Genomic DNA, 12,722 nt, shown 5'->3' with positions numbered 1-12,722 from the left:
AATTATTTTTACAGCAGGTTTCAGCGAAATAATCTTACTTTGTCTTTTTCATTATTTACTGCACCAAGAGAGTGCAGTTTTTTTATAAGCAAATTCAAAATTCATTTAAAAAGTGTAATGGTACATTACAGTTATATTAGAAGTTCAAGCTCCTTTGAAGAATATATCTTTGCAGGCAATAAAAGTGAATTCGATAAAGCTAGTTTATAGCTTGATTTTTCTGAAATTGGTGGCTTTTTAAAAAAGATAATACGAAAAAATTTACTAAAAGAATTTTCTCAAAAAAGGAATGGAAGCCAAAATGCAACTTTTAGCAAAAGTTTCATCTCATTTTCTTATGTTTAAGTTCAAAATAACAAGCTGAAGCAAATCCCGCATTTTTTGAATGTAAATAGCGAAAAAATAAGCTAAGGTGAACCTTAGCTTATTCCGTTTATTTTGCGATCACTTCTTTGGTGAAATCAGCAATGGCGGCTTTGCTCCAATCTAGTGGGAAGAATGGAATATCCGCTTCGCCCACTTCCGCATTTAATGGGCGGATACCAAAATGGTCGGCTAATTTTTGTTGCGTTTCAGGTGAAACTAGCCAGTTGGTAAACACTAAACTTGCTGCAGGGTGTGGAGCATTTTGTGCGACAACCACCACATTACCACCGCCCGGCATACCAAATTTTGGCACATAGAATTTCAATCTTGGTGTTACCGCACCTTGTTTTTGCAAGCTGAACAAGTGATCTTGCCAAGCGGAAACAATATCTAATTCGCCATCATTTAAGCGTGTTAAGCTGTCCGCGTTCGAGGCGGTGCGTACCATATTTTGTTTATTTTGATTGAACCAATCCCAAGTGCTTTGCCATTTTTCGGTTTGAGCTGCGTCAAAAGGCGTGTTTTGATAATCATAATTACCACTGATGTTGAGCAAGGCTTGGAAAATAAAGGCTTTGCCCGAAGCCCCACCATTTGGATCAGCGTAACCAAATTTTCTCGGGTGAGTTTGGATATAGTTCACGGTTTCTTGCCAGCTTTGTGGTAACTGATCTTCTGAAACCCGTAATGGATCATAGGCAAAGCCTGTTTGGTTGCCCCAAAAGCCCATTGCTTGATTGCCAAATTTCACTCCTTGCAAAGCGTGGTTGGCTTGAGCGAAATTAGGCAAGCTGTTGAGATTTCGTAACACATCATTTTTCTGCACGATAGGATAATTGTCGGCAGCGATGGCGATCACGTCCATTTTCCCTTTACTAAGGGATTTTTCAGCGATCAGCTTATTCATATTACCGTCTAAAGTGCCTTCAGGAATTTTCACTTTGATGCCATAGGTTTTTTCAAAATCTTTGACAAAAAGACGGAATTGCGGTTGTAAATACCACACGCTAAAGGTTACCGAGCCTTCTTGTTTAGCTTGTGCCACAATCTCTTCCCAGCTTTTTTGGCTGAGATCTTGGGAAGCCGAAACGGACAGGGCGGTGGTTAGCCCTAAACTGATTAATGCGGTTTTGATAAGACGAGTTTTCATCATTGTTTCTCCTCTGGTGGAAATCAGGCTTTGCCTGTGGATTGTGATAAATAGTTACCTTTCAATAAACGCTCGATAATTAACAGCAAGATAACGTTTGGAATTAGTAAGATGATCGATACCACGGCGGCATTTGGGCGAATGAAAGAGTAGCCCAAGAAAGAATAAAGTATGGTTGGCACGGTGATAAAATCTGGTGAACCGATGACAAAAGAAATACTAAATTCTTCGATACTTTTCACTAAACAGAAAATAATTGACGCCAAAAATGCGGGTTTTAGCATAGGTAGATAAACATCTTTAAAGGTGGTGAATTTTGACGCACCAAGATCGCGACTTGCATCAATCAAATCTTGTGGAACAGAAGAAAATCCTGAAGATAAAATGCGAATCGCGTAAGGTAATGTCATTACTGTATGCCCGATAATAATGCCGATCATTGGATTGCTAATGTTGAGCTGAATTAACACCGCACTAAAGAATAGCGCAATGATCATTCCTGGGATCACCAAAGGAATTAAGGTAATAAGTTCGGCAATTTTTTTACCACGAAACTCCATTCGTCCAAAGGCATAAGCTGTTGGCAAGGCAAGCGTGATGGCGATTAAAGAAACAATCGGCGCAATGGTATAGCTATTCAGCATTGCTTCTTTCAGGGCGGTGTTTTCCCACACATAATGCCAACGCTCAAAAGACAGCACAGGCGGGAAAATATCGGGATAGCTCCAAGGGTGTTGCGGATCAACCAGCGACCACAGCCCAGCCATTAAGAAAGGCAACACCAACCAAACAAAATTCACCACCACAAAAAAGATCAGCACAATGCGGTTAATTAAACGGGTGTTGTTACTTTGGATTCTGTTCATTTTACCGCTCCTCGTTTAACAGATAATGGACGAATAATTAAGGTGATGAGAACGGAGGCTAGGGCAGAAGTCAGCATTATCACCATTGCCAACACCGCACTTTGATTCCATTCTTCAAACTCATAAGCACTCATTTGCATAAAGCGAGCGAGAGAGTAGGTATCACGCGGACCCGCAATGCTGTAAAAGGCGAAATCGCCCAACGCACCGATAAAAATCAAAATAAAGGAGACTTGCACCGCCCCGAGCGTGAGAGGAAAGATCACATAGATAAATCGCTGCCAACTGTTTGAACCCAGATTTGACGCAGCATCAAACAGATCACTTTTCAGCGAATTGACTGCACCGCCAACCAAAATTAACGCAAAGGGAATATTTTTCCACATTTGCAAAATCACAATGCCCCAGCCGAAGCTATCATTTTGTAGGGATTTTGGTTCTTGCCAAATGCCGAGCCAAACCAGTGTTTCGTTTAAAATACCGTGATAGGAAATCATATTCATAAACAAAAAGGCGGCTACCAAGCCCGGCACAAGCATCGGCATACGGAAAAAGGTGATGATAAATTCTTTGCCTTTCATTGGGTTGCGTAGCCATAAGGCGATAGGGTAGGCGACCAAAATCGACAGCAACGCTCCAAGGAAGGAAACCCGCACGGAATACCAAAAGGATTTATGAAAAATCGGGTTGCTCAGCACTTCTTGCCAGTAATCCAAGGTGAAATGCGAGGGTTCGCCATACATATTTTGTAAGCCGAAACTTTGTGCCACCACTAAATAAAAGGTTGAACCCATTAATAATAAAATCGTGCCAAGCCCTGTGCTTAACAGTAGCCAAGCCTTGAGATCTTGTTTTACCGATTTCATACTGCCTCCAAGAAACGAATGGCATTGCGTGCGAGGGTGAAAAATAATTCTTCTGATTGATTTAACAACGGCGAAAATTTGGTTAATTGCAACCGCACTTTCTCATTTGGCAAACCTGAAGTTACCAAGCCTTGCACTTCAGTCATATTGCCCATAAAGGCGGTTTGTAGCACTTTGACGCTAAATTTATTCTCCACATTGCTATTTGGCTCACAAGGGACGGCATCTTCAGGACGAAAACAAATATAAATATTCTCAGCCACAGGCTTGTGGGCGGATTGCACAATAAATTTGCCCCAAAGGGAATCCACTTGATAGAGATCATCTTGCCAATGTTTGACGTTCGCTTTAGTAATGTTTGCCACGCCAATAAAATCGGCAATAAAGCGATTTTTCGGTTGGTAATAAATCTCTTGTGGCGTGCCGATTTGTTCGATTTGCCCTTTATTCAACACAATGATTTTATCGGACATCGACAGGGCTTCCGCCTGATCGTGGGTCACATAAATACTAGTAAGATTGTATTGATGAGAAAGTTGCTTAATTTCAAAACGTACACTTTCGCGTAATTTGGCATCAAGGTTTGATAATGGCTCATCAAATAAAATTACATCAGGACGGGTTACCATTGCCCTTGCTAATGCCACACGCTGTTGCTGACCACCTGAAAGCTCAGAGGGCAGTTTCAGCTTTTGCGTTTCCAAATCCATTTGCTTTAATGCCACATTTAAACGGGCGATTTGCTCATCAATCGGCACATTTTTCTGTTTCAAGCCGTAGCAAATATTGTGCGAAACGTTCAAATGCGGAAAAAGGGCATAGGATTGAAAACACATCGCCGTGTTACGTTTTTCAGGTGGAATGTTATTCACGGGGCGATCACCGATGATAATTTCGCCCTCGTCAGCCTTATGAAAGCCTGCAATTAGTTTTAAGAGCGAGGTTTTTCCACAGCCGCTCGGGCCGAGCAAGGTAACAAACTCTCCTTCTTCTGCGGTGAAAGAAATATTATTGGCGGCATAAAAATCGCCAAATTTTTTGGTGATATTGCGTAATTCGAGTTTTGCCATTGTTGAGTCGCTCCTCTAGGTGGGTTGCCAGTTGATAATCTTACTCTAAACCAAATCTTCATTTTTACGCAATTAGAATTTAATTATTAAATTCTAATAAGTTTATTTTTGTGAATGAGATCACATATTTTAGTAAAATAAAGGTGTAATAATCGAATTTAATTTGCTAACACAAGCTATCAACTCTAAAATGAATTTAAAAATTAAATTGAAAATTAAAAAATAGGAGAGAAAAATGGCATTTGAGTTTAACGTAACAGAAAAAGGGCAGGTTTTGGCAAATAGTCATCGTGGTTATAGTGCAAAATATCCTGAAAATACAATGCCTGCGTTTGTCGGTGCGTTGGAGGCAGGCACGCACAGCATTGAGCTAGATATTGCGATGACGAAAGATGAAAAAATGGTGGTTATCCACGATTTTTCTATCGAACGCGTTTCTAACGGTGAAGGTTATGTGGAACAAATGACTCTTGCTGAGCTACAACGCTATGATTTTGGTGAAAAGTTCTCACCTGAATTCAAAGGTACGCACATTGTGGAATTAGAAACCGTGTTGAAATGGGCATTAGAAAATAATGTCGGTTTGATTGTAGAAGCCAAACAACGCCGTAATCATCAGCGTTTTGCCGAAGTGCTAGCGGAAATGTTGCAACGTACCAACACGGTAGATCAAATTTTGCTATTAGGCTTTGATCACGTTTTAATTAATAAAGTCAAAGCATTATTACCAGCATTGCGTTTGCAAGTGGTTACCCTCGCACGCTATAACGATCAGCTCAGTGCGGTGTTGGGATCAAACGCCAGCAGTGTTTGCGTGGAATACCACTATGTTGGCAAAGAAGATTTAATTGCCTACAAAAAAGCAGGGCTGTCAGTGAGAATGTATCTGCACGAATCCAAAGAAATCCCCGTGTTAGAAATGTACAATCAAAAATACGGCTATGATACCGAAAGCGAAATTATCCAATGGCTAAGTGAAGGCTTGATCGATATGCTCAGCCACGATGATATTCCGTATCTAAAATCATTAATTGAAAAAGCGGGGAAAGTGCCTTATTAACCGTCATAAAATCTAACCTAAGCACTCTCTTAGGTTAAAGCTCAGAAGGTAAAAACCAATATATAATAACCGGCATAGTGTTCTTAAAAAGATCCAGTATTCTGTCCACTATGCCTTAAAATCAAACAACGATAAAATAACCCACTGCTCCTTTCAGCTGTTCGTTGATAAAAATAAGTGGAATACGATTGCGTTGCCACGGTGGCACAGCAAGCATCTGCCATACTTTTTTAATGTCAGTATGTTTTGTATTAGCTTTAATTTTTACCGTTTTAGAATAGTGAAAACCGATAGTAATTTGGTATGGCGCTTTCGGTAGCGGTAAAATTAATTGCTGCTGTTGCCACTCAAAACAAAGATGATGATGTTGTTGATAACAACGCAATTCACCTAAATTATCCGGTAATATCACTGTTTCGCCAATTTGAATTGGCAATTTTATTGTGCGTAAATCTTGATAAAGCGGCGTTAAATAGAGCTGTTGCTGATAACGCCGTACTACTTTTTGATTAAGCTGTAATTCCGGTTGACGATCATTTTTCGCTCCGACCACTTCATTCAGTAATACCTGCAACTGTTTTAGACTCGGCATTGGTTGTTGCAAATGTGCAAACCAATAACGTAATAAATAACGCTGTTTTGCCAAAGAATAGTCGTGAAATCCTTGCAAATTCAGGCTATTATCTTCCATTAGGTGTTGTTGAAAAATAGGGTGTAGCAATTCTTCCAACAATTGCTCCTGTTCAGCACAATGTTGTGCAGAACGCACAATTGCTAAATCAATCGTTGCCCAGCGTTGCCGCAACAACGGCAAAACCTGGTGACGTAAAAAATTACGTTCATAACGCAAGTCATCATTACTTTCATCAAAAATAGCAGTTAATTGATTTGTCGCTAAATATTGCTCCAATTGTCGCCGAGTAACACTTAATAACGGGCGGAAGATCGGCACAGAAAAGAGCTGAGATAATGTTGGCATTGCTGCTAAGCCCTTTACCCCACTACCTCGTTTTAATGCCAATAAAAAAGTTTCACTTTGATCATCCAAATGATGAGCAGTAACAAGCATTTCATTACTGTTGAGATGTTGTTGAATAGCTTGATAACGTGCCTGTCGTGCTTGAGCTTCAATATTACTGTGATCCTGAATTTGCACTTTTTCAAAACAGAATGAAACATTGAACTGTTGACAAAGTTGTCGACAATGATCTAGCCAATAATCGGAATTGTTGCTGATACCGTGATGAATATGGATAGCACGAAACTTCATAGGCATTTGTTCCGAAAGTCTCACAAAAAGATGCAACAGAACTGTTGAATCAACACCTCCACTCAAACCAACTAAAAACGCCTTGTTTTGCAAGGCGTTTTGTTCTATCTGTTGTCTTAGTACAGTAATCAAATCCATATTAAGCAATTTTCACCGCTTGATATTGACTGGTCGGTGTTACAATCAAATTGCGAGCGGCAATAATCTGCAATTCATATTTACCTGCTTCTTTGGTAACGGTCATTACATCATTAACTGCATTTGCGGTATGTTCAAATGCCGCCACTTCCGACTTTCCGTTCAATAAATTAGCAAGGAAAATTGCACTGGTCATATCACCCACACCCACTGGATCACGCCCAACAAATTCGTGCAACGGACGGCTGATATGCCACATTCCCTGTTGTGTCGCCAACACCATTTCAAATTTATTCGGGTTCTGCCCAACACGACTGAGATGCTTCACCAATACTTTTTTCGGTCCCTTAGCTAAAATGGCTTCTATTGCTTTTAATGCTTGAGTGAAATTCTCTACCGTTAAACCGCTTAATTCTCGTAACTCAACTAAATTTGGTGCAATAATATCCGCTTGGCTAATGGCATCTTTTGCCAAAAATTCCGCCACCCCAGGCGCAACGACACAACCTTTATCTGGATGTCCCATCACCGGATCACAAAAATAGATAGCTTTCGGATTGGCTTTTTTGACAGTATTAACAGTATTGAGTATTTCTTGTCCTTGCTCCGCTGCACCGATATAGCCAGACAATACCGCATCACATTCAGATAAAGCCCCGATATCAGAAATTCCTTGTGTAATTTCAGCAATCTGCTCCTTAGGAATTACCATTCCTTTCCAACGCTGATATTGCGTGTGATTAGAAAACTGCACTGTATTCAATGCCCACGCATCAACGCCGAGCAATTGCATTGGTAATACCGCCGCCTTATTACCGGCATAACCATAAACCACATGTGATTGAATTGATAAAACATTTTTCATTTCAATCTCTCCTTTTAATTCATTTTTATTTTAACAATAACCGTAACTCATCAAACGTTGATAACGGCGAGCAAGCAAGGCTTCACTATCCAACACGGATAATTCCTCTAAATCAGCATTAAGTTGTGCTTTTAAATTTTGTGCCATCTGCTCTGGATGACGATGCGCACCACCTAATGGCTCTTCAACAATGCTGTCGATTAACTCCAATTTTTTAAGACGATCCGCCGTTAATCCCATTACTTCCGCAGCAGTAGAGGCTTTATCCGCTTTTTTCCAAAGAATGGAAGCACAACCTTCCGGTGAAATCACCGAATAGGTACTGTATTGCAACATATTGACTTTATCTCCGACACCAATCGCCAATGCACCACCGGAACCGCCTTCACCGATAACAGTACAAACAATCGGCACTTTTAACATTGACATCTCACGTAAATTGCGGGCAATCGCTTCAGATTGACCACGCTCTTCCGCACCAACGCCAGGATAAGCACCTGGAGTATCAATAAAAGTGATAATAGGCATTTTGAAACGTTCCGCCATCTGCATTAAACGCAATGCTTTGCGGTAACCTTCCGGTGCCGGCATACCAAAATTACGCATTACTTTTTCTTTTACGGTACGCCCTTTTTGATGACCAATAACCATTACTGGACGATCATCCAAACGTGCAATACCGCCAACAATTGCTTTATCATCAGCAAAAGCACGATCCCCAGCTAACTCCTCAAATTCAGTGAAAATATATTGAATATAATCCAAAGTATACGGACGTTGCGGATGGCGAGCCATTTGAGAAACTTGCCACGCCGTTAAGTCGGCAAAAGTTTTTTTAGTCAGCTCTTCGCTTTTCTTTTTTAATCTTGCAATTTCTTCATCGAGATTGATTTTATCATCTTGTCCTGATACAGAACGGAGTGAATCAATCTTTGCCTCAAGTTCGGCAATAGGGAGTTCGAAATCTAAAAAATCTTGATTCATAAAGTTTCCTTTTGTCATTAGAGATAAACGGCACAAGAATGCCGTTTATTCTATGCTTTTTTTTCTAAGTTTGCAGTGTTTTTCTATTTTGTTAACTTATCTTTATTATCTATATTCGCAAAAAAAGTGGCTAAAATCGGCCCGGAAATATTGTGCCAAAAACTAAACACAGCGCTCGGTACAGCTGCAATAGGATTGAAATAAGCGGTTGCCAATGCAGCCCCCAAGCCGGAATTCTGCATTCCCACTTCAATCGCCACCGCTTTACTATCTGCAAAATTTAACTTAAACAATTTTGCCACAAAAAAACCTAGCAAATAGCCTAAACTGTTATGTAACACCACCACAATAAAAATTAATAAGCCTGATTCAATAATTTTGTCCTTACTTACTGCTACTACTGCCGCAAGAATCAATACTATCGCAATCACCGACACCAATGGAGTGCAAGTACCTAATTTCACCATCTGTTTAGTCAATAACGTTCTTGCCACCACACCTAAAAATACTGGGAATAAAACGATTTTTAACACAGAAATAAACATCGCATAGGCATCAATATCAAGCCATTGACTCGCTAGCACATAGAAAACTACCGGTGTTAAGAATGGTGCCAATAAAGTAGAAACTGAAGTACAAGCAACGGAAAGCGCTGTGTTACCCTTCGCCAAATAGGTCATTACATTAGAAGAAGTTCCGCCCGGACAAGCCCCAACCAAAATAATACCGACCGCTAAATCCGCCGGTAAATTGAAACCTTTTGCCAAGGCAAAAGCAATCAAAGGCATAATCACAAATTGTGATACCACACCGATTACTACGGCTTTTGGATGTTTCACCACTTCACTGAAATCATTAACCGTCAAAGTGATACCCATACCAAACATTACGATACCTAATAAATAAGGGACATAGGCAATCAATGATGAAAAATGGCTTGGAAATTGATAGGCTAAAAAAGCAAAAAGTAGAACCCAAAGAGAAAATGTTTTGCCTGCAAATTGGCTAATTTTTTGTAGTGTTTGCATAAATTTTGTCCTAAATACAGTTTTTTATTGTTAAGTTTGAATGAAAGCCTATAAATTTACCCTTCTATTGAAAATTTTCAATCGTTTTGTCGATTTATTTAAAAAAATAAAGGCGAGAACTCCTTTCTCGCCTTTATTTATTACTACAAATTTACTTTCTACTCTACTTTTACTACCCGGACTGCACTTGCAATGCTGACCTGAAAATTATCATATCAGATAAAAATATATAGTCAATAAGAATTATTCTCATTTATTAACTTCTATTCACCGGAAATTTTCATCTGTTCAATCAAAATTGAACCGGTACGAATATTAGAGCGCAACTCAACATCATCACCCACTGCAACAATTTGTTTAAACATTTCCGGTAAACTACCAGCAATCGTAATTTCAGAAACTGGAAATTTAATCTCACCATTTTCCACCCAGAAACCGGATGCACCACGAGAATAATCACCACTCACTAAATTTACACCTTGTCCCATTAATTCTGTCACCAATACTCCTGTTCCCATCTGTTTAAGCAATGCCTCCAGTCCTCCCTCACTATTCGCTTTAACCAACCAGTTATGAATACCTCCGGCGTGTCCAGTTGTCTGCATTCCCAATTTTTTGGCACTGTAAGAGGTTAAAAGGTAGGTTTGTAAGACACCATCAACAATAATATTATGATCGCTCGTTTTCACTCCTTCACTATCAAACGGTGTTGAAGCTAATTGGGATAAAAGGTGTGGACGTTCTATAATTTCAAACCAATCCGGCAAAATTTTCTCGCCCAATTTATCCAAGAGAAAAGAGGATTTTCGATATAGTGCACCACCACTGATAGCTGAGGCCAAATGTCCAATAACCCCAGTAGCAACATCATTGAGAAAAACAACAGGCACATTTAATGTACTAAGTTTTTGAGGATTTAATCTTGACAATGTTTTTTGAGCGCAATGTTCTCCAACCCAACTTGCCGTTGCTAACTCATTGAATTTTCGTGAAATAGTATATTCATAATCACGTTCTAAATGATCATTTTCAGAAGCAATTACGCTACAAGAAAGTGAGTAACGCGATGAAGGGTAACTATTCAATACTCCATATGTATTGCCATAAACTCGAATTCCTTCACTAGAATTAAAACTACCACCTTCACTATTGATAATTCTCTTATCATAATTTAGTGCTATTTTTTCTGTCTCTAATGCCAATGCCACTGCCTGATCCACACTAATATTTGCCGGATGATAAAGCTGTAAATCCGATGGATTAAATTCCATCAACTCTTTTGGCGCTAATCCAGCACTAGGATCTTCCGATGTATATTTTGCAATGGACAATGCCGATTCAACAGTCCGCTTAATCGCCTGCTCTGATAGATCCGATGTAGAGGCATTTCCCTTTTTATTACCAATATAAACGGAAATTCCCATTGCTCCGTCATTGTTAAACTCTAAATTTTCAATCTCACTTAGCCGAGTAGAAACGCTTAATCCACTCACTTTTGTCACTCCCACTTCTGCATCTGCCCCTGCTTTTTCTGCCAAAGATAATGCATAAGCGACCGCTTCTTTTAATACTGTTTGTTGTTGTTCTATATCTTGTTTTTTTATCTGTTCCATTTTTGTTCACTCTAATCATTCTGATTTGATTTTCGGAATTTTAGCCAACTTCTGCTACAATGGCGAATTATTTTACTACCAATAGGAAACGATTATGCGACATAGAAATAAAGATATTGAATGGCAGCAAGAAGAAGATGAAGAAGAGATTATCTGGGTAAGCAAAAGCGAAATAAAACGTGATGCTGAAGCCTTAAAAAAAATGGGAGAAAAAATTGTTGCATTATCGGATAGTGCTTTGAGTCAGATTCCATTGGATGAACAACTTACCGATGCTGTTAATTTAGCAAGAAAATTGACACGTGAAAGTTATCGTCGTCAAATCCAATTTATTGGGAAATTATTACGTCAACGCGATGTTGAACCATTACAAGCCGCATTGGATAAACTCGAGAATAAACATAATCAGCAACAGATTCTGTTGCATAAAATTGAGGCTTATCGTGAGGCATTATTGGAAAACGGCGATGAAACAATTAATCAACTTTTAAATGATTATCCGTCATTGGAGCGTCAAAAATTACGTGCTTTAATTCGTAATGCATTGAAAGAGAAAGAAAAAAATGCGCCACCTAAAGCTTATCGAGAAATCTATCAATATCTAAAAGCACATATTTTGGATGTATAGGTTTATGTTATCGGAAATAGAGGTGCTTTCTTTCAAAAAATTTGTTACACTTCTCCCCGATTTAATACTGATGATACTTTTTATTAATATTTTTAACAAAAAAGGATGAAATTATGGCTTACACATTACCTGAATTAGGTTACGCTTACGATGCATTAGAACCACATTTCGATGCATTAACTATGGAAATTCACCACTCAAAACACCACCAAGCTTATGTCAATAATGCCAATGCATTACTTGAAGGTTTATCTGAAGAATTAAAAGCAATGTGTCCAGGAAAACTTTCTGCAAACTTAGATAAAGTACCGGCAGAAAAACGTACCGGTTTACGCAACAATGCTGGTGGACATTTTAACCATTCCCTTTTCTGGAAATCATTGAAAAAAGGCACTACTTTACAAGGAAAATTAAAAGAAGCAATTGAACGTGATTTCGGTTCTGTTGACGCTTTCAAAGCAGAATTTGAAAAAGCTGCTGCAACTCGTTTCGGTTCAGGCTGGGCGTGGTTGGTATTAAAAGACGGTAAATTATCTGTCGTTTCTACTGCAAACCAAGATAACCCGTTAATGGGTAAAGAAATTGCTGGTTGCGAAGGTTTCCCTCTTGTTGGTCTTGATGTTTGGGAACACGCTTATTATTTGAAATTCCAAAACCGTCGTCCGGACTACATTAAAGAATTCTGGAATGTTATTAACTGGGATTTCGTTGCTCAACGTTACGAAGAACATTTAGCAAAATAATTTTAAAAAATTTGATTACATATTTGAAATAAAGCCGCATCCACTGCGGCTTTTTTCATTTAATCCGGCATAGTA

The 12,722-nt window shown here is 39.1% G+C and carries 12 protein-coding genes; 3 read left to right on the top strand and 9 right to left on the bottom strand.

Annotation, left to right across the window (positions count from 1 at the left end; all coding sequences use genetic code 11):
- Positions 1 to 433: 433 nt before the first annotated feature.
- Genes QV04_RS07925 through QV04_RS07910 form a run of 4 tightly spaced genes read right to left on the bottom strand, consistent with a single transcriptional unit; the run spans position 434 to position 4,318 of the window.
- Positions 434 to 1,516, bottom strand: a complete 1,083-nt coding sequence (locus QV04_RS07925) for an extracellular solute-binding protein (RefSeq protein ID WP_065231372.1) — start codon at positions 1,514 to 1,516, stop codon at positions 434 to 436.
- Positions 1,517 to 1,539: 23 nt separating this feature from the next.
- Positions 1,540 to 2,382, bottom strand: coding sequence for an ABC transporter permease (locus QV04_RS07920; RefSeq protein ID WP_039085670.1), 843 nt, complete (start codon positions 2,380 to 2,382; stop codon positions 1,540 to 1,542).
- Complete coding sequence (locus tag QV04_RS07915; protein ID WP_039085672.1) at positions 2,379 to 3,248, bottom strand: ABC transporter permease; 870 nt, start codon at positions 3,246 to 3,248, stop codon at positions 2,379 to 2,381. Before QV04_RS07915 ends, QV04_RS07920 begins: the two co-directional genes overlap by 4 nt.
- On the bottom strand, positions 3,245 to 4,318 hold the full coding sequence (locus QV04_RS07910) for an ABC transporter ATP-binding protein (protein ID WP_042907325.1): 1,074 nt from the start codon (positions 4,316 to 4,318) through the stop codon (positions 3,245 to 3,247). Before QV04_RS07910 ends, QV04_RS07915 begins: the two co-directional genes overlap by 4 nt.
- A gap of 235 nt (positions 4,319 to 4,553) precedes the next feature.
- On the opposite strand from QV04_RS07910, the gene QV04_RS07905 reads away from it, so the two are divergent.
- The gene (locus QV04_RS07905; RefSeq protein ID WP_065231342.1) at positions 4,554 to 5,378 is read left to right on the top strand and encodes a glycerophosphodiester phosphodiesterase; all 825 of its coding nucleotides are present in this window, start codon (positions 4,554 to 4,556) and stop codon (positions 5,376 to 5,378) included.
- A 121-nt stretch (positions 5,379 to 5,499) separates the two neighbouring features.
- Here the strand turns inward: QV04_RS07905 and tilS are convergent, their stop codons facing one another.
- From tilS to pmbA, 5 genes are all read right to left on the bottom strand, one after another.
- Positions 5,500 to 6,786 (bottom strand): tRNA lysidine(34) synthetase TilS, encoded by a 1,287-nt coding sequence (tilS, locus tag QV04_RS07900; RefSeq protein ID WP_065231341.1) that lies wholly within the window; start codon positions 6,784 to 6,786, stop codon positions 5,500 to 5,502.
- Position 6,787: 1 nt separating this feature from the next.
- Positions 6,788 to 7,651 carry a pyridoxal kinase PdxY gene (pdxY, locus tag QV04_RS07895; protein ID WP_065231340.1) on the bottom strand — a complete coding sequence of 288 codons (864 nt, stop codon included), beginning with the start codon at positions 7,649 to 7,651 and terminating at the stop codon, positions 6,788 to 6,790.
- 30 nt (positions 7,652 to 7,681) lie between these two features.
- Positions 7,682 to 8,635, bottom strand: a complete 954-nt coding sequence (gene accA, locus QV04_RS07890) for an acetyl-CoA carboxylase carboxyl transferase subunit alpha (RefSeq protein WP_039171980.1) — start codon at positions 8,633 to 8,635, stop codon at positions 7,682 to 7,684.
- A gap of 83 nt (positions 8,636 to 8,718) precedes the next feature.
- Positions 8,719 to 9,663, bottom strand: coding sequence for a bile acid:sodium symporter family protein (locus QV04_RS07885; RefSeq protein WP_065231339.1), 945 nt, complete (start codon positions 9,661 to 9,663; stop codon positions 8,719 to 8,721).
- 263 nt (positions 9,664 to 9,926) lie between these two features.
- On the bottom strand, positions 9,927 to 11,276 hold the full coding sequence (pmbA, locus tag QV04_RS07880; protein ID WP_065231338.1) for a metalloprotease PmbA: 1,350 nt from the start codon (positions 11,274 to 11,276) through the stop codon (positions 9,927 to 9,929).
- 94 nt (positions 11,277 to 11,370) lie between these two features.
- Here pmbA and yjgA point away from each other — a divergent pair, with 94 nt between their 5' ends.
- Together yjgA and sodA are read left to right on the top strand one after the other, a co-directional pair.
- On the top strand, positions 11,371 to 11,904 hold the full coding sequence (yjgA, locus tag QV04_RS07875) for a ribosome biogenesis factor YjgA (RefSeq protein ID WP_065231337.1): 534 nt from the start codon (positions 11,371 to 11,373) through the stop codon (positions 11,902 to 11,904).
- Positions 11,905 to 12,017: 113 nt separating this feature from the next.
- Positions 12,018 to 12,647 carry a superoxide dismutase [Mn] gene (sodA, locus tag QV04_RS07870; RefSeq protein WP_039085684.1) on the top strand — a complete coding sequence of 210 codons (630 nt, stop codon included), beginning with the start codon at positions 12,018 to 12,020 and terminating at the stop codon, positions 12,645 to 12,647.
- Positions 12,648 to 12,722: the final 75 nt, after the last annotated feature.

Origin of the sequence: Gallibacterium genomosp. 1, assembly GCF_001678575.1 — a bacterium.
GTDB lineage: Bacteria > Pseudomonadota > Gammaproteobacteria > Enterobacterales > Pasteurellaceae > Gallibacterium.
This window is presented reverse-complemented; position numbering and strand designations above follow the sequence as displayed.

What these genes read in the sequence shown, in the direction of transcription:
- QV04_RS07885 (WP_065231339.1), bottom strand. Translation starts at nt 9,663, where the DNA reads ATGCAAACACTACAAAAAATTAGCCAATTTGCAGGCAAAACATTTTCT.
- accA (WP_039171980.1), bottom strand. Translation starts at nt 8,635, where the DNA reads ATGAATCAAGATTTTTTAGATTTCGAACTCCCTATTGCCGAACTTGAG.
- QV04_RS07905 (WP_065231342.1), top strand. Translation starts at nt 4,554, where the DNA reads ATGGCATTTGAGTTTAACGTAACAGAAAAAGGGCAGGTTTTGGCAAAT.
- pdxY (WP_065231340.1), bottom strand. Translation starts at nt 7,651, where the DNA reads ATGAAAAATGTTTTATCAATTCAATCACATGTGGTTTATGGTTATGCC.
- QV04_RS07925 (WP_065231372.1), bottom strand. Translation starts at nt 1,516, where the DNA reads ATGAAAACTCGTCTTATCAAAACCGCATTAATCAGTTTAGGGCTAACC.
- QV04_RS07915 (WP_039085672.1), bottom strand. Translation starts at nt 3,248, where the DNA reads ATGAAATCGGTAAAACAAGATCTCAAGGCTTGGCTACTGTTAAGCACA.
- QV04_RS07910 (WP_042907325.1), bottom strand. Translation starts at nt 4,318, where the DNA reads ATGGCAAAACTCGAATTACGCAATATCACCAAAAAATTTGGCGATTTT.
- sodA (WP_039085684.1), top strand. Translation starts at nt 12,018, where the DNA reads ATGGCTTACACATTACCTGAATTAGGTTACGCTTACGATGCATTAGAA.
- pmbA (WP_065231338.1), bottom strand. Translation starts at nt 11,276, where the DNA reads ATGGAACAGATAAAAAAACAAGATATAGAACAACAACAAACAGTATTA.
- QV04_RS07920 (WP_039085670.1), bottom strand. Translation starts at nt 2,382, where the DNA reads ATGAACAGAATCCAAAGTAACAACACCCGTTTAATTAACCGCATTGTG.
- tilS (WP_065231341.1), bottom strand. Translation starts at nt 6,786, where the DNA reads ATGGATTTGATTACTGTACTAAGACAACAGATAGAACAAAACGCCTTG.
- yjgA (WP_065231337.1), top strand. Translation starts at nt 11,371, where the DNA reads ATGCGACATAGAAATAAAGATATTGAATGGCAGCAAGAAGAAGATGAA.